24 protein-coding genes and 1 pseudogene are annotated in these 25419 nt (G+C 40.2%); 10 read left to right on the top strand and 15 right to left on the bottom strand.

The window, feature by feature from the left end; all coding sequences use genetic code 11:
- Positions 1 to 280: 280 nt before the first annotated feature.
- The 6 genes and pseudogenes from xisF to nifB all read right to left on the bottom strand — a co-directional run bounded on the left by xisF (position 281) and on the right by nifB (position 6690).
- Positions 281 to 1717 carry a fdxN element excision recombinase XisF gene (gene xisF, locus AC2JBO_RS18075; RefSeq protein ID WP_496955034.1) on the bottom strand — a complete coding sequence of 479 codons (1437 nt, stop codon included), beginning with the start codon at positions 1715 to 1717 and terminating at the stop codon, positions 281 to 283.
- 23 nt (positions 1718 to 1740) lie between these two features.
- Positions 1741 to 2157: pseudogene (locus AC2JBO_RS18070) on the bottom strand (AAA family ATPase); the annotation flags it as partial.
- A gap of 188 nt (positions 2158 to 2345) precedes the next feature.
- On the bottom strand, positions 2346 to 3263 hold the full coding sequence (gene nifU, locus AC2JBO_RS18065) for a Fe-S cluster assembly protein NifU (RefSeq protein ID WP_496955036.1): 918 nt from the start codon (positions 3261 to 3263) through the stop codon (positions 2346 to 2348).
- Positions 3264 to 3385: 122 nt separating this feature from the next.
- Positions 3386 to 4594, bottom strand: coding sequence for a cysteine desulfurase NifS (gene nifS, locus AC2JBO_RS18060; protein ID WP_496955033.1), 1209 nt, complete (start codon positions 4592 to 4594; stop codon positions 3386 to 3388).
- 134 nt (positions 4595 to 4728) lie between these two features.
- Entirely contained in the window at positions 4729 to 5076 is a 348-nt protein-coding gene (locus AC2JBO_RS18055) for a DUF362 domain-containing protein (protein WP_496955032.1), read from the bottom strand.
- A 174-nt stretch (positions 5077 to 5250) separates the two neighbouring features.
- Positions 5251 to 6690: a nitrogenase cofactor biosynthesis protein NifB gene (gene nifB / locus AC2JBO_RS18050; RefSeq protein WP_496955035.1), complete on the bottom strand. Its 1440-nt coding sequence runs from the start codon at positions 6688 to 6690 to the stop codon at positions 5251 to 5253.
- Positions 6691 to 6786: 96 nt separating this feature from the next.
- Here nifB and AC2JBO_RS18045 point away from each other — a divergent pair, with 96 nt between their 5' ends.
- The 4 genes from AC2JBO_RS18045 to AC2JBO_RS18030 all read left to right on the top strand — a co-directional run bounded on the left by AC2JBO_RS18045 (position 6787) and on the right by AC2JBO_RS18030 (position 10115).
- The gene (locus tag AC2JBO_RS18045; protein ID WP_496955031.1) at positions 6787 to 7011 is read left to right on the top strand and encodes a hypothetical protein; all 225 of its coding nucleotides are present in this window, start codon (positions 6787 to 6789) and stop codon (positions 7009 to 7011) included.
- A 787-nt stretch (positions 7012 to 7798) separates the two neighbouring features.
- Positions 7799 to 8086: a hypothetical protein gene (locus tag AC2JBO_RS18040; protein ID WP_496955030.1), complete on the top strand. Its 288-nt coding sequence runs from the start codon at positions 7799 to 7801 to the stop codon at positions 8084 to 8086.
- A gap of 436 nt (positions 8087 to 8522) precedes the next feature.
- A complete protein-coding gene (locus AC2JBO_RS18035) occupies positions 8523 to 9710 on the top strand; it encodes a glycosyltransferase family 4 protein (protein WP_496955029.1) in 1188 nt (395 codons plus the stop codon).
- Positions 9711 to 9902: 192 nt separating this feature from the next.
- Positions 9903 to 10115 (top strand): hypothetical protein, encoded by a 213-nt coding sequence (locus AC2JBO_RS18030; RefSeq protein ID WP_496955028.1) that lies wholly within the window; start codon positions 9903 to 9905, stop codon positions 10113 to 10115.
- Here the strand turns inward: AC2JBO_RS18030 and AC2JBO_RS18025 are convergent.
- The 4 genes from AC2JBO_RS18025 to AC2JBO_RS18010 all read right to left on the bottom strand — a co-directional run bounded on the left by AC2JBO_RS18025 (position 10108) and on the right by AC2JBO_RS18010 (position 12818).
- Positions 10108 to 10323 carry an NAD(P)H-quinone oxidoreductase subunit O gene (locus AC2JBO_RS18025; protein ID WP_496955027.1) on the bottom strand — a complete coding sequence of 72 codons (216 nt, stop codon included), beginning with the start codon at positions 10321 to 10323 and terminating at the stop codon, positions 10108 to 10110. The two genes, AC2JBO_RS18030 and AC2JBO_RS18025, sit on opposite strands and share 8 nt — an antisense overlap.
- A gap of 455 nt (positions 10324 to 10778) precedes the next feature.
- Positions 10779 to 11627: a DNA-formamidopyrimidine glycosylase gene (locus AC2JBO_RS18020; protein ID WP_496955026.1), complete on the bottom strand. Its 849-nt coding sequence runs from the start codon at positions 11625 to 11627 to the stop codon at positions 10779 to 10781.
- Between the two features lie 163 nt (positions 11628 to 11790).
- A complete protein-coding gene (locus tag AC2JBO_RS18015; RefSeq protein ID WP_496955025.1) occupies positions 11791 to 12012 on the bottom strand; it encodes a photosystem I reaction center subunit IV in 222 nt (73 codons plus the stop codon).
- Between the two features lie 221 nt (positions 12013 to 12233).
- Positions 12234 to 12818 carry a PAP/fibrillin family protein gene (locus AC2JBO_RS18010; RefSeq protein ID WP_496955024.1) on the bottom strand — a complete coding sequence of 195 codons (585 nt, stop codon included), beginning with the start codon at positions 12816 to 12818 and terminating at the stop codon, positions 12234 to 12236.
- Positions 12819 to 13052: 234 nt separating this feature from the next.
- Between AC2JBO_RS18010 and AC2JBO_RS18005 the strand changes: the two genes are divergently transcribed.
- Both AC2JBO_RS18005 and mraY read left to right on the top strand, forming a co-directional pair.
- A complete protein-coding gene (locus AC2JBO_RS18005; protein ID WP_496955023.1) occupies positions 13053 to 13289 on the top strand; it encodes a DUF3134 domain-containing protein in 237 nt (78 codons plus the stop codon).
- Positions 13290 to 13379: 90 nt separating this feature from the next.
- Complete coding sequence (gene mraY, locus AC2JBO_RS18000; protein WP_496955022.1) at positions 13380 to 14480, top strand: phospho-N-acetylmuramoyl-pentapeptide-transferase; 1101 nt, start codon at positions 13380 to 13382, stop codon at positions 14478 to 14480.
- 158 nt (positions 14481 to 14638) lie between these two features.
- On the opposite strand, the gene AC2JBO_RS17995 is transcribed toward mraY, so the two are convergent.
- From AC2JBO_RS17995 to dtd, 3 genes are all read right to left on the bottom strand, one after another.
- The gene (locus AC2JBO_RS17995; protein WP_496955021.1) at positions 14639 to 15145 is read right to left on the bottom strand and encodes a MogA/MoaB family molybdenum cofactor biosynthesis protein; all 507 of its coding nucleotides are present in this window, start codon (positions 15143 to 15145) and stop codon (positions 14639 to 14641) included.
- An 87-nt stretch (positions 15146 to 15232) separates the two neighbouring features.
- The gene (psb28, locus tag AC2JBO_RS17990; RefSeq protein ID WP_496955020.1) at positions 15233 to 15571 is read right to left on the bottom strand and encodes a photosystem II reaction center protein Psb28; all 339 of its coding nucleotides are present in this window, start codon (positions 15569 to 15571) and stop codon (positions 15233 to 15235) included.
- Between the two features lie 175 nt (positions 15572 to 15746).
- Positions 15747 to 16199: a D-aminoacyl-tRNA deacylase gene (gene dtd, locus AC2JBO_RS17985; protein WP_496955019.1), complete on the bottom strand. Its 453-nt coding sequence runs from the start codon at positions 16197 to 16199 to the stop codon at positions 15747 to 15749.
- A 564-nt stretch (positions 16200 to 16763) separates the two neighbouring features.
- Here dtd and AC2JBO_RS17980 point away from each other — a divergent pair.
- From AC2JBO_RS17980 to AC2JBO_RS17970, 3 genes are read left to right on the top strand one after another with little or no spacing between them, the layout of a single operon-like run.
- Positions 16764 to 17048 (top strand): HU family DNA-binding protein, encoded by a 285-nt coding sequence (locus tag AC2JBO_RS17980; RefSeq protein ID WP_066378166.1) that lies wholly within the window; start codon positions 16764 to 16766, stop codon positions 17046 to 17048.
- 29 nt (positions 17049 to 17077) lie between these two features.
- Positions 17078 to 18424, top strand: a complete 1347-nt coding sequence (locus tag AC2JBO_RS17975; protein ID WP_496955018.1) for a pyridoxal phosphate-dependent aminotransferase — start codon at positions 17078 to 17080, stop codon at positions 18422 to 18424.
- Positions 18421 to 19914, top strand: coding sequence for a dihydrolipoyl dehydrogenase family protein (locus AC2JBO_RS17970; RefSeq protein ID WP_496955017.1), 1494 nt, complete (start codon positions 18421 to 18423; stop codon positions 19912 to 19914). Before AC2JBO_RS17975 ends, AC2JBO_RS17970 begins: the two co-directional genes overlap by 4 nt.
- Positions 19915 to 20012: 98 nt before the next feature.
- On the opposite strand, the gene AC2JBO_RS17965 is transcribed toward AC2JBO_RS17970, so the two are convergent.
- The gene (locus AC2JBO_RS17965; protein WP_496955016.1) at positions 20013 to 21773 is read right to left on the bottom strand and encodes a DUF3685 domain-containing protein; all 1761 of its coding nucleotides are present in this window, start codon (positions 21771 to 21773) and stop codon (positions 20013 to 20015) included.
- Positions 21774 to 21850: 77 nt separating this feature from the next.
- Here AC2JBO_RS17965 and AC2JBO_RS17960 point away from each other — a divergent pair, with 77 nt between their 5' ends.
- Positions 21851 to 24829: a pentapeptide repeat-containing protein gene (locus AC2JBO_RS17960; RefSeq protein ID WP_496955015.1), complete on the top strand. Its 2979-nt coding sequence runs from the start codon at positions 21851 to 21853 to the stop codon at positions 24827 to 24829.
- A gap of 39 nt (positions 24830 to 24868) precedes the next feature.
- On the opposite strand, the gene AC2JBO_RS17955 is transcribed toward AC2JBO_RS17960, so the two are convergent.
- Positions 24869 to 25318: a Fur family transcriptional regulator gene (locus tag AC2JBO_RS17955; RefSeq protein WP_496955014.1), complete on the bottom strand. Its 450-nt coding sequence runs from the start codon at positions 25316 to 25318 to the stop codon at positions 24869 to 24871.
- Positions 25319 to 25419: the final 101 nt, after the last annotated feature.

Raw genomic sequence — 25419 nt, 5'->3', positions numbered from 1 at the left:
TGTATCCTCTTATAACTTTATTTTAGAAGCCCTTTTCTATGCAGCTTCACTTTAAATTGGTATTACGCGATTGATTCAATAATTTCTTGCGAGGATTTTTCTTGAACTACTGCCAGCAAATTAATCGAGTGGCATTATTAAAACCTACAACCCTGGCTTTTCCCTGTATCATCTATTTTATCTTAGATATTGCACCCTAATTAAAGAATTATAGCATTAGGAATCCCTATATATCACAGATATGGAACGGGCAAGGATGCCCATTCCACAAGATTGAGAATTAAATCTTAAGCTGCGCGCTAAATAGTTGTGTTCGTCCTACTACCGTACAAACTACTTCCTCTACTAGTTCGTGAAATATAGCTGTTAGTTCCTCCCTTGTGACTACTTCCCAAAACCCCTCGCTCATGGCAATACCTCGCAAAACTTGGGTTCTGCTGGCATCTGCTACTATATGTAGCTCTGAGGTTTTGATTAATGCTTCTAATTTTTGTTCTTTAATTTTGATTGTGCTGTGAAAGTCGGGGTCATTTAGTTGCTTCAGCTTTAAGATTTGTTGTTGTAACTCTAGTATCTCGACTGGCACTACTTCTGTGGTTTCGACGGGCATATTATCGGCTATACTATCTGCTTTTTGTTTTAACGCTTCAATTGCTGCATCTATGGCGCCTTCCAATCTAAAATAAGTTCGTACATCGCATTTTTTAGGTTGACGCGGTTTTGGATAGGCGCCTGGACACTTCAGATGCTCGTAAGTTTTGTCATTAATTTTTGTAGACCGCTTCTCCATTGTTGAACCACACTTAGCACATTTACACAACCCTACTAACGGATTTGTAACGTATTTACGTCTACCACATGGATGGGTTGCCAAAATTTGAATTATTTGTTGATGTTGTGCTACTGATATAATTCCTTCATGGTCTGACTGTAATATTAATTTTTTCTCTGAGTCGAATGGATAATAGCAAACCATCCCACATAATTGAGGGTTTTCTAGCCATCGACGAAATGACGACACATCTCTAGGAAAATCTTCAAACTTATACTTGCCGACACGCTCTAACCCATATTTATCTGTTAGTTTTCTAATAGTTTTCGATAATTCTCCTGACTCAATGAATGTTTCGACGCATTCACGAGCAACCGCAGCATGGGTTTTATCTGTATTTCTATATTGCTTATTATTCGGTATAACACTATCGCCATCTTTAACAAAACCGAATATTGCTTGGTAAATCTTCCTTTTCTCTTGAAAATACCGATGTCCTTGAGTAGCGTTATATCTATTTTTATCTCGAACCTGTGCTGACATCGCTGCTAATATTCGACTTGTAAATAACCCCTCTGGAGTTTCTAAGTCCAAACTTCCACCATCAAGGAATACTAACTCAACCCCAAACTCCTGTAATTCTTGACGTGCGACTTCCCAACCCAGAGCAGAACGGGTAAATCTATCGAAACATGGCACTATAATTTTATCAACTTGACGCGACCGTACCAATTCTAATACTCGGTTATATCCTTTGCGCTTCTCGCTGGCGCCTGATTCTATATCCCAATGGATTTGTTCATCACTCAACCCATACTGTTTTAATCGGTCGATATAACGCTCCAACCCGTGACCTTCTGTATGCTGTCTTTGGGTGGAAACTCGACAATAGCCCAATGCTCTCGATAAATCGCGCATAAATACTGTAATAACACGATTTACCAATCATATATTATTTAGTGGCTTTTCGCGAAACCACCGCATACAACGTCACCTAATACGTCGTAAGATACGAAATCTAAGTCTTGGTAGGCGCCGTTTTCTTCGAGGAAGTTGATAGCGGTGATAATACCACGACCTGCACAACCTACACCTGGCTCAGGACCACCAGACTCCACGCACTTAACGTCACGGAAACCTTTGAGCATTACTTCTTCGAGTTCGAGGTCTTCTACGGCGCCGCGTTCAGCAGCTAAGTGCAATACGGTTGTTTGTGCCTTAGAGTGCAACATTAAGCGTGTGGAATCAGCTTTAGGATCGCAACCTACAATCATAATTCGTTGACCCATTTCAGCCATTGCAGCCAGGGTATTTTGTGAGGTTGTAGACTTACCGATACCGCCTTTACCGTAGAAGGCTATCTGTCTAATTCTATCTTCTGACATGATGAGTTAATCTCCTGCAATTGGTTGATTAGATGGGTCTTTGAGGTTTACGGGGCGCATCTGTAGGCGTGCGAACCGGACGATGAACGTTGCCTTTTAGGTACGGTGGCGGACGTTCAACCGCTTTTCGAGAATTTAGATAGTACATGATATTACGAACGTGGAGTATTATTGTTGTTAATTTCTTACTAATTTCTTGTTGGTGAACCTACTGATTCAACTACAATGTTATGACTAATTCTTTCACGTAACCGCGCTTCGATAGCTATTTTTAGAGTGGCAGTGCTGCTAGAACATGAACCGCAGGCGCCTTGGAGTAATACTTTAACGATATCGCCATCTACATCGTAGAGTTCAACATCTCCGCCATCTGCGATGAGAACGGGGCGAACTTCTTCGTCTAAAACTTTTTGAATAAGTGCTATTTTTTGTACGTTAGTCAGCGTGCGAGGTGCAGGTTGAATAACGGGAATTACTGAACTATTAGTAGTTTCTACTGCTGTTGCTGTGGAAGCTTTTTCTCTAACTTCTTGAATTATATCATCGATGTTTGCCAGACAGGAACCGCATCCGCCACCAGCTTTGACATAATTTGTTACATCCTCAGCACTGGTTAAATTATTTTCTAAAATGACGCGGCGAATCTTGTTCTCGGTTATACCGAAGCAAGTACAAATTAAGGCGCCTTCGTCATCATCTTCATGAACATCGCGCTCGATGCCGCGATAATTATAAATAGCTGCTTCGAGTGCTTCTTGCCCCATAACAGAGCAGTGCATCTTAGCTTCGGGTAAACCACCCAAGTAATCAGCAATTTGCTTGTTAGTTACTTGAAGAGCATTATCTAAGGTTAAACCTTTTACTAGTTCTACCAATGCTTCTGATGAAGCTATTGCACTGGTACAACCAAATGTTTGAAATCGAGCATCAAGAATTTTATCGTCTTCTACATCTATTTTAAGGTGTAATCTTAAGGCGTCGCCACAAGCAATACTGCCTACTTCACCTGTTGAAACTTTAATTCCTGCTTCGCCTTGGTCTTGTAATACGCCTTGATTTTTTGGATTATAGAACAAATCTAGTACTTTATCCGTGTATTCCCACATAGTTTTAAGAGAGTGATGAGTGATGAGTGCTAAATGCTGAGTGAAGAGTGAGGAGTGTTGAGTGATGAGTACTGAGTTAATAGTATAAAATATAATACTCAGCACTCAGAACTCAGCACTTTCTACTTAATTGCAAGGGTTTTTTCGTGTTCTTGTAACCAAGCTGCTTTGTCGTCGGTGAATGGAGACAGCGCGCGTAAGCGTTCGATAATACCGGGCAATACTGCAATAACTGCGTCTACTTCCGAATCGGTAGTATAACGACACAAGCTAAAGCGAATTGAGCCGTGTAAAATTGTGTAGGGTAAACCCATTGAGCGCAGTACGTGTGAAGGTTCGAGTGAACCGGAACTACAAGCTGAACCAGAGGATGCACAAATACCGTATTGGTTCAAACCGAATAAAATTGCTTCACCTTCAATATATTTGAAACCAATATTAGTTGTGTTGGGTAAACGTTCAGAACCTCCACCGTTTACTTCGCAGTCAGAAATTTGAGAAATAATTGCTTGCTCTAACTTATCGCGCAATATTCTTTCACGCTTGGTTGCTTCTTCGAGGTGCATTAATTCCAACTCAGCAGCTTTACCTAATGCGATGATTGCTGGTACATTTGGTGTTCCTGAACGGCGCCCGCGTTCTTGACCTCCACCTATTAACATGGGACGGAAGCGTGTACCGCGTCGTACATACAGCGCTCCAACTCCTTTGGGAGCATGAATTTTATGACCAGACATTGTAAGCATGTCAATGGTGCTGGTTTTCATGTCGAGCGGTATTTTACCGACTGCTTGCACTGCATCAACATGGAACAAGGCGCCACATTCTTTAACTCGTAAGCCAATTTGCTCGATGGGGAAAATAACACCAGTTTCGTTGTTTGCGTACATTATCGAGACCAGAGCAGTATTACCCGTTAACGAAGCTTCGAGTTCGTTTAAATCTAACTGTCCCTGACGATTAACTGATAAATAAGTAACTGTATAACCTTGGTTTTCTAACTGCTTACACAAAGCTAAAACCGCTGGGTGTTCTACCTGAGTTGTAACTATATGACGCTTATCAGGTTGAGCTAAGAGTGCCGCGCGGATTGCCGCATTGTCACCTTCTGTACCACCACTTGTAAAAATAATCTCAGACTCGTTGGCGCCCAGCAAAGCTGCCATTTGTTCACGCGCTTTGTTAACAGCTTTTCCAACTTGCCCACCAAAGGTGTGCATACTTGAAGGGTTGCCATAATAATCAGTGAAGTAAGGCAACATCGCTTCAACAACTTCAGGGTCTACTTTTGTGGTAGCGTTATTATCCAAGTAAATACAATCTTTTTTCATCGCTTTCAATTATTTATAGTTAATGGGTAATAGCTGTTGGTAATAGTTGGTAGTTGATAGTTAATAGCTGATTAACTTTACAAAATCGTCATTAACTATTAACTATTAGCTACGAACTATTCGTTACAAACTGTTTATGCTGCTTGTGAAGAACGTTTCTTCTCTAATTGCTCGGAGAATTTCTGCGAATAAGATGCAAACCAGGTTTCCCAATAATCATGGTTTTTGTTGGTCAATTTATCCATGCACTTTTTATAAGTATCAAACCAACATTCCCAGTAATTATTAGTTTGCTTAATACAACCATCGCAGGTTGGACATCCCGCTACACATTGAGGAACAGTGTAAAGAGTATCAACACAACCGTTGCAAAGATTAGGGTCAATTGTCCGCTGACCATCGATAATAGAAATGGCGCCAGTAGGACAGACAGGGAGACACAAGTCGCAGGAAATACACTTAGAGGTAATCTTGTAAGACATTTTAGATGCTCCTCCTAATTTTATGATTAAGACGTAGGGTGCTTGACGCTAGCAACAATTATTAAACGAAGCTATTATCTAATGGTGTCACGCACCTTACCAGTGAGCTAGAAGTTAGGAGTTGTAAATTAAGGATTTATAAATCGATAACTTATAACTCATAACTCATCACTATTAACTTTCTTGAGTAAATTCTTGATGAAATTCTAAAGCAACCTTCTCAATCACATCGTATGATTCAACAACCTTGATACCAGCGTTATGTAGTTTTTCTTTAGGTGATTCGCCAATTTTGGAAACTAATACAGCTTTGCAATCAGAAATTGCTTGGATAATATTGTCCATAGTTGCTTTTTCACCGTATCCACCTTGACAGAAGTGATCGACTTTGCGATGACCTACATACTTAACTTCGCTGCCATCAACTTCGTAAACCTGGAATTCTTTCGCGTGACCGAAATGTTGGTTAACTAAACCGCCACCTTTTGTAGCAACTGCGACAAGAATTTTTGTTCTTTCTTTAACGGCGCCTGTATTTAATGCTTTATCGAGAGTGATTTGTTCTTTAGCAGCTTGAAGTTCGGCTCTAAATTTCTCAATACCTTCTTGTACTTGTTGGCGATTTGCAAGGTCATATTCAGGCGCCTCTTCCATGAATTTATCCTTAGTAAATTCTTGGCTGCGGTCTTCTCCTAACAAGCCTACCGCATCTGCACGACATTGACGACAGTGGCGCATCATCTTCATGTTACCAGAGCAATTGTCCTGTACTGTCTTCAACTCAGTCGAAGTTGGACCACGCTGTCCAGTTAACCCAAAGTGAGTTCCATGTTCAGGTGCAGAAATCAAAGGCATAATGTTATGCAGGAATGCACCGTTTTGTCGAATCATCTTATTAACTTCAACAAGATGTTGATCGTTAATACCTGGAATCATTACCGAGTTAACTTTGCAGAGAATATCTGCTTCTTTAAGTGCTTGTAAGCCTTCCAACTGTTTCTCTAACAGAATTTTAGCAGCTTCGACACCTTTGTAGCGCTTACGCTTGTAGTGAACCCAAGAATAAATTTGGGCGCCGATTTCAGGGTCTACAGTATTGAGGGTAATTGTAACGTGGTCAATATTTAATTGTTTGATTCGATCAATATATTCAGGAAGCATCAAACCATTAGTTGACAAACAAAGCTTAATATCAGGCGCCTTGTCAGCGATCAACTCAAAGGTGCGAAAAGTCTTCTCTGGGTTTGCTAATGGGTCACCAGGCCCAGCAATTCCCAATACGGTCATTTGTGGAATTTTGCTTGCAACTACTAATACTTTGTGCGCTGCTTCTTCAGGAGTGAGGAGTTCGCTAACTACACCAGGACGGCTTTCGTTAGCACAGTCATATTTTCTGTTGCAGTAGTTGCACTGGATGTTGCAGGCAGGCGCCACAGCAACGTGCATTCGAGCGTAGTGGTGATGCGCTTCCTCACTATAACAAGGATGTTTAGCAATGCGCTCCTTGATGCTTTCTTCCATTTCAACAGAGGCGCTGTTACCTGTGCATCCACAACCGCTCTTATTCGATGTGGTTGTTTTAAGTTCCGATAACCCAGTAGATTGTAGTGTCATTATATAAGGTAATGTCGGGTACATAGGTCTCTTGCCAATGCAGGGAGATCAAACAAAATAAAAGAAGCCGCGTCTGAAACTCACATTATCCTGTTTATGCAAAACCCAGAGGTGGGTTACGCGGTTGGGCAGGCTGTAAACCCTTGTATGGGCGCTGGTGTGTGTCAACGTCTCGATGCGGGTGAAAAAGTTATGTTCCGTTCAGCCGCGACTTCCATCCACAGGGGCATGGTGCTATCTCATCCCTCCACTCACTTTGGGCGCCTGCCCAGAAACCAAATTTATATATTAAGTTTGATTGCTTGGCAGCGCTCTTTGTGATTGGCGATATAAGTTTTATATCAGCCACCTTTAATGAGGGGGAGTATGCCCTTCGGATAAGAGTTATTGGATTTATTAAGTTTTGTACTCAAATCTCAAAACTTATATACATCAATGCTTAAAAGATTTGATAAAAATTTTTTCGGGAAGAGGCACTAGTATTTACGGGTGAAGCTACGAGTATTTATGGTGTGTGGGATAAGCTTTATTGTACTCACCTTAAACCCTTACAGAGTAAGGACTATGAGCGAATTTTTAAGTTTCGTAACGCGAGTGTATTATGCCGTTCAAGAATCTATATACTTGGGATGCAGTCAGCTTGAGTTGTAGCCTCTTCACATAGAGATTCGCCTTACACTTTCACACTTCTTCTGTTATGTAACCAATATATCATTATTTTCTGCCAAAAAGTCTAATTTATAATTTTTTAATCTTTCAGTTTTAAATATCGTAGTTATATTGCGTTTCGTAACTGTAGCAAGGTTTTTCCTAATAAAACCATCTTAAAATTATTGCTACAAATTACTAACAACATAAGTATTTGTTCACTTTAAACAGAAGACGCGGTTACATTGCACCTAAATTTTTGCATTTTGTTTTACAATAGGCGCCTATCCAAAGAAATAAACATTTACTGTTGTAAAGTCTCTTATGGAGTCTCTTATAAAATTTCTTGTGGAATGGGCATCCTTGCCCATTCAACTCAAAACATCAAAAATTATAATCAGTAACAATTTAGTTTTACCCAAACGCTACCTTAGCAATAAATAGCTTTTATATTTCTGTTATGGAAAATCTAAATTTACTATTCTTGATTATCGGCTTAGTATTAGGGTATTTATTCTCAGGCTCCAAAGGGAGTCTAATTCAACTTAATGTCTATCTAAACTTTAGCTTCAACGATAACTTCAGTAACAACGGCAACAATAACGGCAATAACAGTGAGAACTTTAGTAACAACGGCAACAATAACGGTAACGGCAATTTAAGCCATAACAAAGGCAACAAAGATAATTGGATGAGTAACGATAATTTCGGCGATTCCAATCCTAGTTCTAATACAGATGATGATTAAATGCTTTATACTCCAAACGGCTAAAATTAGATTTTTGTAGGTTGGGTAGAGCTACCAATCTAACCCAACCTACCTCCTAACTTGCACATTCAAAAAATCCATATATAATCAGGGTTTGAAAAAATGTGCATATTTTGAGCATCTTGTATAACGAAAGAACAAATTCCTTCAAGTCACCATCCTCTATCATATTTAAACCAGAACAAATACACTAGTTAAAAGTTAGAACTTTACTTTTAAACAAAGTTCAAATCTTTAAGATGCTTCGGAAAGCGACTCATGACATAAGGTGTGACTCTGGTTATGACGCTCTGGAAGGTAGAAAATATTAAGAAATTATGAAAATATTGCTAAACTTAGCCATTGTTATTGTCAAACTCGCTTTTTCAAAGCAATTTCTAAAATAATAACTTTTAAAGGGCTAGGGGTGAAGCGTATGAAAATATTGGTTTTGAGTTGGGAGTTTCCACCGCGTATAGTTGGGGGAATTGCGCGTCATGTCAGCGAACTTTACCCAGAACTGGTTAAACTGGGACACGAAGTCTACTTAATGACTCCTGAGTTCGGTAATGCTCCTTTGTACGAAATTGTTGAGGGTATTAAAGTTCATCGTGTACCTGTGGCGCCAGGGAATGACTTTTTCCACTGGATAGTAAATATGAACCAAAGTATGGGTCAGTATGGTGGTAAACTAATGTCAGAAGAGGGGCGGTTTGATTTTATCCATGCTCATGACTGGTTGGTTGGAGATGCAGCAATTGCACTCAAGCACACTTTTAAAGTACCCCTCATCGTAACTATTCACGCTACCGAATGTGGGCGCCATAATGGTATTCACACTGATATTCAGCATTATATTAACGGTAAAGAGGAGCTATTAGCTTTCAACGCATGGCGAATTATCGTTTGCAGCGACTATATGCGACGCGAAGTTGAACGTGCGCTTTTTTGCCCGTCAGATAAAATAGATGTAATTTACAACGGGATACGTCCGGAGAAAAAAGTTCATCACCAAGACTTCCACGCACAAGATTTTCGTCGTTTTTTTGCCGAAGATACAGAGAAAATTGTTTACTACGTTGGTCGCATGACTTATGAGAAGGGTGTATCTGTATTACTTAATGCGGTGCCTAAAGTTCTTGCCGAAATGGGGGGGAACGTCAAATTTGTAATTATTGGTGGTGGAAATGCTGATAGTCTCAAAAAACAAGCTTGGGATTTAGGTATTTGGCATAAATGCTATTTTACAGGATTTATGTCAGATGATTACTTAGATAAATTTCAAACAGTCGCTGACTGTGCCGTATTTCCTAGTTTATATGAACCCTTTGGTATTGTTGCATTAGAGAGCTTTGCCTCGCGCGTTCCCGTTGTGGTATCCGATACAGGTGGCTTACCAGAAGTCGTTCAACATACCAAAACAGGTATTGTAACTTACACAAATATTCCAGATTCTCTAGCTTGGGGTATTTTAGAAGTTTTAAAAAATCCAGGTTATCGACAATGGTTAATAGATAATGCTTACGAAGATTTAGACCGTCGTTTTAACTGGGTAAAACTTGCTCTTAAAACAGAAGACGTTTATAAAAGGGTAGTTAAAGAAAGACAGCAAGTCAATTGGTAAGTTTAAAGTGCTGAGTGATGAGTGCTGAGTACTGAGTTAGAAATTAAGAGTTAGGAGTTGGGAGCAAGAATTTGATACTTAGAGCGCCGATCGAGTAATATATATTGACGGAAGCGTAAATTTATGCGTAGGGGCAAAACGCTTATTTTAGATTAAATTATTTAGCCTTCGCATCAATACCGAGGCGCCTTAATGTCCGATTTTAACGGTACGCACCCCGCAGACTTTTATGTCAACTACTTCTACTGGACTGGCGTTTTAGCACTCATTACTCAGCACTCAGCACTCAGCACTTACCACTCAGCACTCAGCACTCAGCACTTACCACTCAGCACTCAGCACTCAGCACTCAGCACTCAGCACTTACCACTCAGCACTTACCACTTATTACTCATTACTATTTAAAACCTTCAAGTTGCTCTAGACGCAGCCAAATATTTGGTGTAGGAACTTTTCCGAACTTAACAAAAGCATATTCCCCTTTGATATCAACAACTTCACCTTCACTATCAAACAGATAGGAAGGGAAACGAGTATCGCTAGCTTGTGCTTCAATGCTGTTTTCAAGCTTATCGCGAACAACGCGAACCATATCTCCTCTTTTGACTGCCATGATAGTTCCTATAAGCACAATGTAGTGGGTCATTAAGGATTGTAACTTGTGCGCTCGTCTTTACGGTCATAAAATAATCTACTATTCCATATCATTAATTTTGATACTTGTAGCACTTTAGTGCTTTCCTAACACATCAGTGACTTACTCTAAACCCAACAAAATTAATTAATTAAATAAAACATCTGTTACCTATCTCATGAATGGTTTATGTCAATAGTTTTGATTGGTTGTGGATGATTATATTCAATACTTTACAGAAATTACCAGAAATCTGAACTCCCCAAATTTAATGACACGAACCACTAACTAATAGTTCATTTCATTAAATTTGGGGAGTTTTTTCTTCTTAATTCTTTCTTTGCGCCCTTTGCGTACTTTGCGGTTCGTTTATCCAACACCCCAAAATTAATGATATTTAAAATCAAGCACGTGCATTGCTTATTACGAGTTGCTTACTTTTGGCATTGCACACAGAAATGGCTTGAACGTCCTGCTAAACGAGTTCGTTGGATAGGAGTAGCGCATACTCTACATGGTTGTGCGGCACGGTTATAAACCCACGCTTCGCCACCGTAGTTCCCGTTGACACCTGAAACATTTAAAAAGTTACTAAACGTTGTACCGCCAGCTTCGATACTTTTTGTCAGAACCTGGATAATAGCTGGGTACAATTTCTCAATTTGTTCGCGCTTTAAATTAGTACACAGTGTTTCTGGACGAATACCACTCAAGAATAATGCTTCATCGGCATAAATATTTCCTAGTCCAGCAATTATCGATTGGTCGAGTAATGCAGTTTTTATCGTGCGCCGACAATTTTTCAGTTTATCAGCCAAGTACGCCACGGTAAATTCAGGTGAAAAAGGGTCAGCAGCAAGCTTTGCCAAACCAGTAATTACCTTTTCAACTTCAACGTCAGGTGGAACCCACCACATAGTACCGAAAGTACGCTGGTCTACGAAGCGTAACTCCCACTCCTCATCAAAAAATATTCTCACGCGCGTGTGTTTGTGCAATGCTTCTGAGCGATGTAGCCATAATAATTGACCTGTCATTCGCAAATGAACCCCTAAGTATGAAGGAGACTCGTAAGAAGGTGAAGATAATACTGCTAAAAGATACTTTCCATAACGGCGCCAAGTTGTAATATTGGTTTTACTTATGCCTTCTATAAATTTTTCCACTGAATCGGGGTAAACGACGGTGCGATGTAACAGTACATCCCCACCAATGATTTTTTGATTTAAGGTCAATTGGTTCAAACCGCGTCGGACTGTCTCAACTTCTGGTAATTCAGGCATTGTAATCGAGAGTAAGTGAGTATCAAATTTTATCTGGTTAAAAAATTAATGGGGAGACAAGAAGATGGGAAAAGCCGAGGGAACTCTTCTGCATCATATTTGTCTCCCCATTTAGGTAACGCGCGTTACCTTACAGTATTTGGGTCATCGAGAGCGAGAAGCTTTAACCTGCTGCTGCTTTGGGCTTTGCTTTTGGCGCCTCTGTCTCGACTAACTCGTCTTGAGCAAAATTATTCGTGTTGATACCAGCATAGTTAACTTTATCAAAACGAACGATAACAGGGTATTTGATACCGCTTTGATCAATTGACGCAACGGTTCCTACATCTTGATACCAGTAGGACTCGGGACGAAGAATGCGTACTTTAGAACCACGTTGAACCATAGGTTTCTTCCCTTTGAGTTATGAGTTGCTAAATGTATCAGGGGTTGATGTCTACACTTTACAACTAGCGAGGAACGCATTGGGGCATTGTTAAGTTATTTAAAAAGAATACTTGGTTGGCAGTGGTTAAGAGTATTTCCAAAAAGGTGTAACTTTCTTCTTGACAATGCACTCGTTATCGAATACTTTTTTGGTCACAAAGGAAAAAAATACATAAGTGCCTATGTTCTAGTCAAAACAAACACGCTGCCTTCGTTGCCGCGACCAATCCGTAAATCGTTGTCTATATAAGTGATATCGAGCCATCCTTGCTGGTCTGTACTGTTGATTGGAAAGTCAATAGCGGTAAATTTTTTACCACTCTCAATTTGCTGGATAAACTCCCTAGGAGAGTGAAAATCTACTAGACGACTTAATCCAAGTATCGAACGCTCGAATTTAACTTGAACGCGCTTCGATGATACAGGTTCAAAAGAAGCTGCAACACTGACAATACCTTCTAAGTATGGCAACCCGTAAATCAATGCTATGTTGTATACACTGTTGGTGCTGACACGAATAGATTGATATATTTGTCCTAACTTGTAAAAAGGTAATAGATCGAGGTTTAACAAAGCTTTACTTGTGGTGTATAGTAGTCGCCAATCACCATCAAGCATTTCGCTTGCTTCAAGCGGACGCGGTGTTGGGTTCTGATCTTCTAGATTTGCCACACATGCTAAAATTGCTTGCTTATCTTGTTCGTTCGCTAATAAGCCTCGATTTGTAGGCGCAATAGCATTTAAAAGTTGAGCTTTTACGAGCATCGCTTTTTACCTCAAAAATGTCAGTAAATTGTCATTATTAAAAAGAAAAAAACCCAATGTGTACCGTCATACAAAAATATCTATGTTTCTTCCTGAATTTCCTACGGATGTTAAATAATTATTTTTTGGACGGATTTTCTTGGGAAAGAGTTGAATGAATAACTAAAATCTCTTGTATCAAGTGATAGACTCTTATTGTCCAGTTACGTTATTTACTTTTGTGTCTTTGTCGATATGCTGAATTCTCCATTACGTGAAGCTCCCCGTAACCAACGCGCCGCTGTAATTCCATTAAAGCAAGAAACCTCGCTTTTGGACTGGCTACAAGCTAGTGGGCGCCTAATAGCACGCGATCATCACGAACCGGATTACAGCGATGATGGTGAAGAAGAAATATCTGAGTTTTTGGGTGGCGACGATGGTATAGGTTACGATGACGACGACGATGATGCCGAAATCGACGAACCGTAAGCAATTATAAAATCGGCGCCTTGAGGCAGAGGACTTGTGGCAAACATGTCCTTATTAATAAAAAAGAGTGTGGAGTGAAGGGAAACTTAAGTGGACGCAAAATTATCTCCTAACCAAGGGTTGAATATTACAGGTATTGGTTTAGTCTCGTTACTAGGTGTGGGACTAGGTGTAGCAGCACTAACCTTGGATGTGATGGCAGGTCGCCTTCCTTGGCTAGCTGCATCGCTAACCATGCCGCTCCTATTGTGCGCGCTAATCTCTGCCGCAGTGGGTTATTGGGTCGTACCGTGGTTACAAGCCCTCAAAGCTGGGCAAGTTATTCGTGAAGATGGTCCGCAAGCTCATCTTAAAAAAGCTGGTACTCCAACAATGGGGGGAATATTTTTCATCCCTGTTGCTGCAATTGTTGCTTGTGTATGGTCTGGTTTCGCAAGTCAAGTCCTCGCCGTTTCCGCATTAACATTGAGCTACGGTTTTATTGGCTGGCTTGACGACTGGCAAATTCTTCGTCGTAAGTCAAATAAGGGGATATCACCCAAGACCAAATTAGCGCTGCAAATCGGCTTCGCAGCACTATTTTGTTTGTGGTTAATGTACACTCAGCCTTCTAACATAACAAGTATAGCGTTACCTTTGGGTTTTTCTCTACCCCTTGGATTATTATTTTGGCCGTTCGCAGGATTTGTGTTAGTGGCTGAAAGCAACGCAACCAATTTAACAGATGGTATCGATGGCCTAGCTGGAGGTACGGTTGCAACAGCGATGCTCGCTTTAGGCGCCTTAACAGCTCCAACTTCACCAGAACTAATGATTTTCTGTGCTGCTATCAGTGGCAGTTGCCTGGGTTTCTTAGCGCACAACCGCAACCCTGCCCGTGTATTTATGGGAGACACTGGTTCCCTTGCATTGGGTGGTGCATTAGCAGCAGTCGCATTACTTACGAATAGTCTCGCAGCATTATTTATCTTAAGTGGCATATTTTTTGTAGAAACCTTGTCAGTAATGGCTCAAGTTGGTTACTACAAAGCTACCAAAGGTCCTGATGGCAAAGGTAAACGTCTCTTCAAAATGGCGCCCTTACATCACCATCTCGAACTTTCTGGATGGTCAGAATTGCAAGTTGTTGCAGTTTTTTACATCATTGGCGCAATTTTATCAGTGTGTGGTTTCGCAATCGGCAAATTTTAAAAAATTAAATAAAGTTTTCGACAAGACACTTCAGCCTCCTCGTTTTGAGGAGGCTTTTTTTAATGTTTTGCGCGCGGAATGTAGGTTGGGTTCTTAATTCAGCTTTATAAATTAATAAATTACGTAGCTAACTACTTTAAATACTAATATCTACTTTATTAGAACTTTTGTAGCTGTCCTACTAAATGAACGATTTCTGGTAATATCAATTTTTCCATTGCCAAACGTACTGCATTACTCGAACCAGGAAGCGAAAAAATTAATTTACCGTCATAAGTACCAGCAGTCGCGCGTGATGCAATAGCGCGCGAACCAATTTCTTGATAGCTCAAAAATCTAAATATTTCTCCAAAACCCGGTAGAGTCTTTTCAAGAAGTTTTTCAATTGCATCGTAAGTTGTATCTCTCGGTGCAATACCTGTACCACCATTTAATATTACAGCGTCAATGTCCGTTCGTTCTTTTAACTTTTCTATTTCCGCCTGGATAAAAGCTGGTTCGTCTTTAATGATGACATACGCCATTACAGCATGATTAGCCGTCTTCAGCAACTCATGAATTAACTGTCCGCTTTTATCGGTTTCGACGGTGCGTGTATCGCTAACGGTTATAACAGCACAGTTTACCGTTGTAGTAGATGCATTGCTGTGAGGAAGATGTGCCATGTCAAAGCTCCTTGTAAGTAAGGTGCGTGACGCTATTAGAGTTGCGCTTCGTTTTAAAATTTTTGGTAGCGTCACACACCCTACGAGTTATTCAGATTTTCCAAACTCTAAGCCATTGTCTTCGGCGTAGCGCTCCATAAACCGCATGAAGCGCTCCCATTCATCAGAAGACCTCATAATGTAAACAGCTTCGAGCGCTTCTGGTTTTCCGTTAACGAACTTTCCTTTGACTTCACGGGTAATAATTTCACCCTCTTCATCAATCATGTACATACCGGTAATGTCGTCGGTATTGCCACTGCCTAATGCATTTGGATTTTGGAAAATAAACGTCGCAGTACCACTTTCACCAGAACGTGAGCGTGTTAAACGTATATCTGGTACAACTTCTTCATTAGTACCTCTAGAGAATTGGATTTTAGCCATGATTAAGTAATTTTAAAGTCGCGTAATGCCGAAACAATTATTCTCTCATCATTTAGCACCCAGTACTCCAGCTTTATAGGAATATTTATACTTTGTATAGTTTTTTACTTTTTTTGATGAACTAATACCATGAACATGTAGAGACGCGATATTCAAGACCGAATATATTCGGTCTCTACATAAATTCTTTTTCAATTAATAACGTTACAGGACCATCGTTTTCAATATGAACTTGCATCATTGCTCCGAATTTACCTGTTTGGACTCTTAAACCACTCGCGCGCAGTTTTTCTACAAAGCGATTATATAATTCTTCCGCGACGATTGGCGCCGCACTTCGGTCGAAAGAAGGGCGCCGACCTTTACGGCAGTCTCCGTATAAAGTAAATTGACTGACTATTAATAACTCACCATTTATCTCTTGCACTGATTTTTGCCATTTGTCTCCACCCTCGTCATCTGGAAATATTCGTAACTCTAAACATTTACGTGCTACCCATTCCAGTTCAGCCTCTGTATCTGTATCAGCAATACCAACAAGTACATTTAAACCTCGCCCGATTTTACCGATAATTTCATCGTTGACTGTTACTTGTGATGACTTGACTCGTTGGATAATCGCACGCATAGTACAAGATACCTAGTTTATCATTTGATTTTGTTTAATTTTATTTAATTTAGTTTAGTTACAAAGAATTTATTTATCGTTATTTAGTCATGCGGACGTTTTATTATGTGACATTTATGCCAATTTATACTATTTTGCTAAATCACAATACGGATAATTTTTTTTGCTAGCTCTACCCTTATACTTACAATTTATAGCTATTAAATCTCTCTAAAACCTCTTAACATCTCTTTACATTGCAGTATGGTAACAAACATTGTTTTCTTGCAAGTAAGGGTATTTACTAGGTATTTTTTCCTACTTTTGGGGGTATTTTTAGTAAAACACCCCCCTTTTTTAAAGAAAAATCCTGAAATCTATATAAATTAATGGTTTCATCTGTTCACTTCTGTCGTATAAACCTTAGAATGATTCATTGAAAAGTCGAGCCAAAGGGAGTTGCAGCGATTTTAAGCATAAGTACTCCTTTTGGTAGACTTTGTAAATCTCATAACAGGGATTTAAGTAAATGAATTTCAGGGTGTGTGTGTACACAATCCCAAGTAAACCTCAAGGAGTTTGACAATGAACAAAGGCGAATTAGTCGATGCAGTAGCTGAGAAAGCTAGCGTTACCAAAAAGCAAGCGGATGCAGTTCTCACTGCGGCGCTAGAGACTATTATCGAAGCAGTTTCTTCTGGCGATAAGGTTACGCTAGTTGGGTTTGGCTCATTTGAGTCGCGCGAACGTAAAGCCCGCGAAGGGCGCAACCCGAAAACCAATGAGAAAATGGAAATCCCTGCTACCAAGGTTCCTGCATTCTCAGCTGGGAAGCTATTCAGAGAAAGAGTGGCGCCCCCAAAAGCTTAGTTAACTTTTATCCACGGAGTGATTTACCGATGGGGAAACCTGCACATGGAGGCAATTTAGTTTGGGCATCAGCGCTAGCTGGTTGTCCTCCAAGTGCAATTCTGGATTTTTCTGCCAGCATTAGCCCACTGGGACCACCAGACAGTGTTTTGGCTGCAATACAGTCTCAACTATGTAACTTGCGGCACTATCCAGACCCTGAATGTAGTGATTTGAGAATGGCACTCAGTCACTATCATCAACTGCCTCGTGAATGGATTCTGCCGGGGAACGGCTCGGCGGAATTACTTAGCTTGGTAGGTAGAGAATTAGCTTCATTTGCTGCAACCGTTCTCATAACTCCAGCCTTTGGCGACTATTACCGCGCTCTAAGTGCTTTCAACGCAAAAGTGTTGGAGTTTCCTCTAATTAGTGCTGAGTTAAAAGTGCTGAGTGCTGAGACAAAGAGTACTGAGACAAAGAGTGCTGAGACAAAGAGTGCTGAGACAAAGAGTGCTGAGATTAAGAGTGCTGAGTTAAAAGTGCTGAGTGCTGAGACAAAGAGTGCTGAGTTAAAAGTGCTGAGTGCTGAGATTAAGAGTGCTGAGTTAAAATTGCTGAGTGCTGAGTTGTTAAACAAACTGATTACTCAGCACTCCTCACTCCGTACAGACCGAATTAATTCGGTCTCTACTAACTCCTCACTCAGCACTCAGCACTCAGCACTCAGCACTCCTCACTCAGCACTCAGCACTCCTCACTCAGCACTCCTTCTTAACAACCCTCATAACCCGACAGGGATGTTGTTTTCACGGGAAGATATTTTGTCGTGTCTAGACAAATTTGCCTTGGTGGTAGTAGATGAAGCGTTTATGGATTTTTTACCACCTGATGAAGAACAAAGTCTTGTTTCGGTTGTGCAGGATTTTCCAAACTTAGTAATTTTAAGGTCGTTGACCAAATTCTATAGCATACCTGGTTTGCGGCTGGGCTACGCAATTGCACACCCAGACCGCTTACAACGCTATAGTGCTTGGCGTGACCCTTGGAGCGTAAATACTTTGGCTTCTGCTGCGGGAGTAGCTGCACTTAATGATAAAGAATTTCAAGCTCGCACATGGGAATGGCTAGCCCCAACGCGCGACAACTTATTTCAGGGTTTATCCCAAATTCCAGGCTTGCATCCCATGAAGGGCGTTGCTAATTTCTTACTAGTTGAGTCAGAATATTCGTGCGTGGAAATACAACAGCGATTACTTCAAAACCATCAAATTTTTATCCGCGACTGTCAGAGTTTTCCTCAACTCCAAGACCGTTTTTTTAGAGTCGCTGTCCGTACAGAATTAGAAAACGAGCGGTTATTAACTGCACTAAAGGAGACTTATCCAGCTGCGTGATTGAATACGATATTGTTATTATTGGCGGCAGTTTGGCTGGACGGTATGCAGCATTCATAGCGAAGCAGTTACGTGCTAAAGTCGTGCTTGTTGAACCAGAAGCTAGTTCTGAGTTTCTGTATCTCAATGCTCTCAGTCAACTTGCTTTTTTAAAGTCGAACATCGAATCTAATGCTCAATTTGGTCTTTTTACTTCCCATCCGACTATTCCAAAGTCTGATCCAAAGTCTGATTCAAAGTTTGATTTGTTTACGGCGCCGACTCAAACGAGTGTAGACTGGGAAACTGCTATGTTATGGGCGTTTGGCATAGAATCCCATGTTTCATCTCAGTATTCCCGGGAGCAACTCTGTGCCCAAGGAGTTGACGTTATTGTTGGTAGTGGTCAATTCCAAAGTGATGCACATTTGGCGTTTTCTGTCAATAGTCGTTTACTTGTAGGCCGGACTTATTTATTAGCTACTGGCTCAAAACCAGCGGCGCCTAATATTGAAGGATTAGATAAAGTTGGCTTTTTGACGCTTGAAAATATCTGGCAGTCTATAAGTACTACTAAAATACCGCGTACTTGGGTGATTTTAGGCGGTACACCTCAAAGTATTGAGTTAGCACAAGCTTTAGCACGTCTTGATTGCAGTGTTACACTAATTGTCGAACGCTCCAATATTATCGCCCATGTTGACCCGGAGGTGGTTCAACTGCTAGAGGCACAGCTAGAAGCTGACGGTGTGTGTATACTCAAACAAAGTCGAGTCACACAAGTTCTACGAATCGATGATAAAAAGTGGTTACAAGCAGGTGATAAAGCTATTGAAACCGATGAAATAGTGATCGCTGCTGAATATGTCCCTAATATTGAATCACTAAATTTAGCTGCTGTTGGTGTAAAATGGCATCAAAATCGCTTACTCGTTAACACAAAACTTCAAACTACCAATAAACGTATTTACGCTTGTGGAGAGATTATTGGTGGGTATGCGCTTAGTAATGTGGCAAATTATGAAGCTAATATTGCCTTGAGAAACGCTTTATTCTTCTCTGGCGCCAAAGTTGACTATCAATATGTTCCTTGGGGATTAAGAACTCAGCCATTCTTAGCACACGTAGGTTTAACCGAAGCACAAGCACAGCGATTATATGATTTCAATGAAATTATAGTGTTGCGACAATATTTTAAATCTTTACCTGCTGCTCAAATTAATGACCAAACAACAGGTCTAGTTAAGCTAGTTACTTTAAAAAATGGAGAAATACTTGGTGCCTCAGTACTAGGATTAGATGCAGGAGAATTAGTTAACTTACTTTCATTTGCAATCAATAATAAAATCAAAATCTCTCGTTTGTTTAATAGTGCATTTGTATACCCAACCGTTGGAGAAATACTTTTACAAGCCGCGCGCGATTGGGATAAAATTAAATTAAATCGTAATATGGCTAAACAAGAATTTTTAGAAGACTTTTTCCAGTTTTGTCGCGATTGGAAATTGTAAAGTTATATGTCATGCCTAGGTAGAAGCATCTTAAAGTAAGGTGCGTGACGCTACTAGTTCCTGCGCTTCGTTTTGAAATCTTAGTAGCGTCACACACCCTACTTTTTCTTACCTTCTAAGAAGGAGACACTCCCTATACCTTGTAATATTCCTCGTCCAATCAAACCTAAACCACGACCGACCACTTGTGTTAAAACAAAGACTACACTGCTACCCAGAATAGATAGTAATGATTGTAAACGCGGCGCCACAGCATCACGAAATTCAAGTGCTAATGTAACAAACAGTCCAATACCTCTAAGTTGTTCGAGTTCTCCACGTCTGGAAGCGTATATCGAAGTTTTGGCAATACCGCGCGGAGCAAACACAAAGATTTCATAGCGACTTTCAAAAATCGCTTGGGGTTCACTATAATAATTTCTGAGACGATACTTCCATGATAAGTTATTTCTAAACTTTTCTATTTCCCTAGTTGAGAGATATCGACTGTTATAATAAACTTTTTTGATCTCTTCAACATCTGCAAGTCTATTTAATAGCGGTTGAATTACACCATTCGCTATTTGAATCAGAATATTTTCTAAAATCATCAAAGCATTAGCTCTGGCTTCTGTACTATCAGCCGCATATGTAGAATTATCTATATACCACTCATTCTGAAAAATTAAATACGATAATATTTCGTTAAACAAAGGAATATAATTTAATATCTCCATCTGTACTAGGTCAGCATCTTGGAGTAAGATATTCACTAACTCTATCTTTGTACTGCCTACAGGCACGCGCGAGAATTTGCCAAAAAACTCAGTAGTCGCCGTTTGCCACAAATCACGTAAAATAATATACTTTAATTCTTGTAATTGCTCAATTTCAACTTGAGAGTTTCGTAAGTCATCTAAGACTTCAGCTAATTTTTGCAAAATTAAGTACAGTAGTTCGCGTTTCTTTTCCGCGCGTAAAATATCGATTTCTAAAGCAACATCACTAACATTGTGTAATGGCAACTGAAGTTGAGAAACACAAGACGCGAATAAATCTGATTGTAACGACCTTGGACTAAATAACGGTGGCACCGCTTGGTCTTGTGGTGTCACCGATACTTGAACTAAGTTACGTGTTTCAATAATATTAGTAGTTGAGGGTATTGACTCCTGCTGGGGTGATGCTGATAACAGTAAATGATTTAATACCCAGCGTGCAGCAAGTAGTTCACGAACTTTACCAGCTAAAACCGCGCGTTCAAGGGTAGCTATACCCGGAACTTGTAACTCTGTTCTAATTTGTCGAAGGTTAGCTTGAATATAACTGTTTCCCGATGAACGAAGATTATCAAGAAAGCGCGCGATACGAGTAATAGGAGTAGAGATAGCAGGATAACTGGGATAACTAGGATAATTAGGGGGGGGGTTTACTGAACCATTCTCCAGGTCAGTCGTTGTGGGAGCATCAACCCAATAAAAACCGTCAGCAGTAACTGTATTAATAGCTGTTACCAACTCCGTTATCGGAATACCTTTGTGACAATAACCCTCAACACCAATTTGTCTCAGCGCAACTAGCTGCTGCTGTAGGTGTGAACTAAGCAGTAAGATAGGCAAATTCGGATACTGGGTTTTTAACTGTTGGCATAGCTGGTTAACTGCATAGTAATCAACAAGCTCTAAAATAATCAAATCGAGTTGATTTTGGTTGGTCTGCATTTGTGAGACAAGATGCAGCGCTTCAACCAAGGTAGCAGCTTCCCCAACAATTACTAAGTTTGCTACTAAGTTTGCTTGAGCTTCCAGCGCTACCCGCAGACCTAATCTAAAAATTGGGTCTGGGTCGATTAACAATATCCCAACACGATTAGTGGTCATATCATTCAAACGGACAGTTTCCGATTATGGATGAAATAAAGCATAATAACATTTGAAGGCTACTTACTGAGTTAAAAATGAACTTAAGTATTCGCCAATGGTTGGCAAATAAATTTATTGAAAAGAGTTACAGAGAAGCACTTAACCCTAGTATTATCTCTGGAGCTTCTCTACGTATTATTAGTGAAATTGAGGACAAAAGCTTAACTTTTTTTGACATATGTAGTCTAGCGGAAATACTTGAATTACCCATAAGTTTAGCTTGGCAGGAAATTTCTGTAATGGCTCAATTGTCTCAAAGTCTACTGTCTAACAGCAGTCAAAAAAAGCCGTTAAAGCGGAGTGAGGGAACGTGGCAGGGATTTCAAATTGCTTACTTATTCGCTCTACAACAAACTTTAGAGCAGGAGATTAATTTAAAAAAACCCTGGCTAAACCGAGCAATGTTTTGGTCGGATGTCCAAACTGGCTATCCTCTTCAAGATGGTCATTTACAAGCTTTGCTCAAAACGCTTCAAGGTGTCAAATTAACTGATACTCAAGCAGAACAAGCACTTTGTTTAATGGCTGACTCGTTTTTAGTCCAGCAGATGAACAGTGCTACTTTGGCTTGGTTCAAAGCAAACGGCGCCGAGGAAACTGAAGCCAAATTAATTATACAGCGGTTGTCGCACGCCCTACCTGGACATTTACTCGAAGTAATTGCCCAAAATGCCGCAGGTCTACCACAACTACAAAAGTTTGTGCGGTTGCAGGTCGTAAGAAATTCTATTGATAAAGATACAGGCGCCAGTATAAACGATATAGTCTCCGATAAGTCCGTCAGTATCTACGCATCAGACAAAATTGACATACACTGCGAACGATACCGCGCTCATTTAATTAAATCTTTAGCTAAACCATTATTTTTGGAATCATTCTCGCTCAAAGATATCTATGTTCCACCCGAAGGATTATTATTTAATGCAAATTATGTGTACGAACCGAAAACAGTTGAGCTAGTTGACTTAAGCAAATTTTTACTAGAAGAAATCGAAAACTCGACAACTATTACTTTAATCGAAGCAGAAGCCGGTTATGGTAAAACGAGCTTTTGCCGAATGTTTGCCGCAAAAGTCGCAAAAGAACTTTATCCAAGCTGGATGCCTATATATATTCATTTGCGTGATGTCTCTGAATGCGACAATTTGGTTGAAACGCTTTGTTCTGCATTTACGCTTGATTTATCTGTACACCTAGCGGAATGGCTTAAACACGAGTATCCAAGATGCTTAGTCATACTTGATGGTTTAAATGAACTATCTACTACCAGCAAAATATCAAAAACAAAGTTTATCGAGCAGTTGCTTGATTTTCAGTTGCAGTCGCAGCACAAAATTATTTTAACTACTCGTCCAATTTCTAACACTAATATTCTACTAAATGAAACAAATGTACGACGTGTAACTATTCAACCATTTGAACAGGAACAACTACGAATTTGGTTTCAAAATTGGACTACACTACAGTCGGCGCCAATAGCTCAGAATTTCTTCATGTTCTTAAAGCAAGCGGGGCTATTTTCAAGTAAATCAAAGTTTCCGGAATTAGCGGCGTTAGTGCGTCAACCTTTAATGCTGTATTTACTAGGGATTTTATACCGCGACGGATTACTAGAGGATGAAATAATAGAATTTGCCTCGCAAGTCCGATACTGTGGAAGTGCGTTTATACAGTGGCAGATTTATCAACGTCTCAACCGTTGGTTATTCGGATACCCTTTGATAGGTGGTGTCAAACCGATATTAATACGTTCCGGAACAGCGCATATCCACCGTACTCAAGACGCTGTGGCAAACCTGCTGCAAAACCGTCATCCAAAAGATGTACACGCGCGGATGCTCTCCGAGGCATTAAAAATACTGCATTCGCAATCAGCTAAAGTCGTATTAGAAGAGAATACATTGCCTGCGTTTTATTTTGATATCATTGACTCCCCCCACACGCTTAAATTCTCTCATCCCAAACTAGGTGAGATGCTATGGGCTGATGCAATTGCTACACAATTAAAATTACTTACCCAACTTCAGCGTAATGACTACGGACAATCAAGCTATATTATCGATGCACCTACTGATATCGCGCAGCACATATATAATTTGTTAGGGTATGGAATTGTAAATCGAGAAATCGAAGAATTAGTGATTGAGGCATTACGCCAATCTCAAGCACAAGACTTATTGGCAGTATTATGTGAGCGTTTGTTGATTGTGTGGCATGGCTACTGTCAAGGTCGCTGGCTAGATGAAGGTGTAGTACATAATGCTCGTAATTATTATAAAACATTACAAAACTCGCTCAATATTGAACAAATTAACGCTGCAGTCGGGTTAAATTTATTTTTCTTACTGTGCGACTGCCACCGAGAAGCAAAGCGCGCGTTTATTCCCTGTCACAACCCAGAAGCACTAACACAGTTAATTTATAGAACCAAACTCTTATCACCGCAGGCATTCTGTGAGAGTATAAGTCCTAAATCTTTTGCTGCTGTTAACTTGTCCAATGTTGACTTAACAGAAGTCTCACTAACAGGAGTTTGTTTAGCAGGAGTAAATTTAACAGGCGCCAAACTAACAGGCGCCAACCTTGCTTTTTCCAACCTCAGCAATGCAAACCTTACAGGCGCCGACCTAACAGGAGCGAACTTAGAGCGTACAAACTTAACTAATACAAATTTATTAGGAGCAAATTTGGAACGTGCTAACCTGACAGGAGCGAAGCTAACGTCAACAGCATTAACAAACGCCTGCCTGTACAATGCCATATTATCAGAAATGGATAAAGAAAACGTTCGCTCGCTTGGTGCCATGTTTGTACCAGAAGAATATCGTGCGCTCAAACGGTTACTAGCACAACAATCACAACTAGAAAATACCAATACATCCTACTCAACAGGAGGAACAAACATGTGGCTAAAAAGTATACCAGAAGTAGGAATAATTGAGAGCGTCGAAGGAGAAATGTTATCTCAAGACTCAAACGAAGAAGATGATGAAACCTTAATAGGAACCTATTAATTTCAATGTAGCACAGGCATCCCTGCCTGTGCAGTCTTGCTAACTTTGCTTATTTCTATATCCAACAAAGTTAATACTATAGTCAGTTATTTTGACCCCAGTTTGTTCTTCAATTTGACGGATTAAATCTTCAGGGAGTTCAACATGAACATCAAGAATTTGGTTCGTATCCAAACAGTTGACGTGGCTGTGAGAATCACTTATGTTACCGTAGAGGCGCCCGTCGCAGCGTTCGATACACTCAATGACACCCTGTGAAGATAATGCTTCTAAATTTTGGTAAACAGAGGTGTGACCGATGTCTTTGCCTTGCTGGTTGAGACGGTCGTATATTTCTCTTGCTGACAGGTGTTCTTGAGCTTGCCACAACAGTTCGAGAATAAAACGACGTTGACGGCTAACACGCATACCCAAGTCTTGACACCTAAGAAGCGCGTCTTCAAGGGAGCGAATAGGTTTGGAAGTAGTCGATGTTGCCGGATTTTGCATAATAAGTGAATTTTTTAATTGGAATAATTTGTACAGCAGGAGTGTTTTTGTTATATATGCAACTATTGTGCAACTAATATCACGTTTATCGCTACCTGTAT

The organism is Calothrix sp. CBUCES-K 9914 (assembly GCF_059640475.1).
Note: the sequence above shows the minus strand (reverse complement) of the source record. Positions and strands in the feature narration are given on the sequence as shown.

Bases quoted from the DNA above. Each gene is read 5' to 3' on its own strand.
- AC2JBO_RS17980 (WP_066378166.1), top strand. From the start codon at position 16,764: ATGAACAAAGGCGAATTAGTCGATGCAGTAGCTGAGAAAGCTAGCGTT.
- AC2JBO_RS17965 (WP_496955016.1), bottom strand. From the start codon at position 21,773: ATGACCACTAATCGTGTTGGGATATTGTTAATCGACCCAGACCCAATT.
- dtd (WP_496955019.1), bottom strand. From the start codon at position 16,199: ATGCGTGCGATTATCCAACGAGTCAAGTCATCACAAGTAACAGTCAAC.
- AC2JBO_RS18015 (WP_496955025.1), bottom strand. From the start codon at position 12,012: ATGGTTCAACGTGGTTCTAAAGTACGCATTCTTCGTCCCGAGTCCTAC.
- AC2JBO_RS18005 (WP_496955023.1), top strand. From the start codon at position 13,053: ATGCTGAATTCTCCATTACGTGAAGCTCCCCGTAACCAACGCGCCGCT.
- AC2JBO_RS17960 (WP_496955015.1), top strand. From the start codon at position 21,851: ATGAACTTAAGTATTCGCCAATGGTTGGCAAATAAATTTATTGAAAAG.
- AC2JBO_RS17975 (WP_496955018.1), top strand. From the start codon at position 17,078: ATGGGGAAACCTGCACATGGAGGCAATTTAGTTTGGGCATCAGCGCTA.
- AC2JBO_RS18040 (WP_496955030.1), top strand. From the start codon at position 7,799: ATGGAAAATCTAAATTTACTATTCTTGATTATCGGCTTAGTATTAGGG.
- AC2JBO_RS18045 (WP_496955031.1), top strand. From the start codon at position 6,787: ATGCAAAACCCAGAGGTGGGTTACGCGGTTGGGCAGGCTGTAAACCCT.
- nifS (WP_496955033.1), bottom strand. From the start codon at position 4,594: ATGAAAAAAGATTGTATTTACTTGGATAATAACGCTACCACAAAAGTA.
- AC2JBO_RS18020 (WP_496955026.1), bottom strand. From the start codon at position 11,627: ATGCCTGAATTACCAGAAGTTGAGACAGTCCGACGCGGTTTGAACCAA.
- AC2JBO_RS17955 (WP_496955014.1), bottom strand. From the start codon at position 25,318: ATGCAAAATCCGGCAACATCGACTACTTCCAAACCTATTCGCTCCCTT.
- AC2JBO_RS18025 (WP_496955027.1), bottom strand. From the start codon at position 10,323: ATGGCAGTCAAAAGAGGAGATATGGTTCGCGTTGTTCGCGATAAGCTT.
- AC2JBO_RS18055 (WP_496955032.1), bottom strand. From the start codon at position 5,076: ATGTCTTACAAGATTACCTCTAAGTGTATTTCCTGCGACTTGTGTCTC.
- psb28 (WP_496955020.1), bottom strand. From the start codon at position 15,571: ATGGCTAAAATCCAATTCTCTAGAGGTACTAATGAAGAAGTTGTACCA.
- AC2JBO_RS17995 (WP_496955021.1), bottom strand. From the start codon at position 15,145: ATGGCACATCTTCCTCACAGCAATGCATCTACTACAACGGTAAACTGT.
- AC2JBO_RS18035 (WP_496955029.1), top strand. From the start codon at position 8,523: ATGAAAATATTGGTTTTGAGTTGGGAGTTTCCACCGCGTATAGTTGGG.
- nifB (WP_496955035.1), bottom strand. From the start codon at position 6,690: ATGACACTACAATCTACTGGGTTATCGGAACTTAAAACAACCACATCG.
- AC2JBO_RS18010 (WP_496955024.1), bottom strand. From the start codon at position 12,818: ATGCTCGTAAAAGCTCAACTTTTAAATGCTATTGCGCCTACAAATCGA.
- AC2JBO_RS18030 (WP_496955028.1), top strand. From the start codon at position 9,903: ATGTCCGATTTTAACGGTACGCACCCCGCAGACTTTTATGTCAACTAC.
- nifU (WP_496955036.1), bottom strand. From the start codon at position 3,263: ATGTGGGAATACACGGATAAAGTACTAGATTTGTTCTATAATCCAAAA.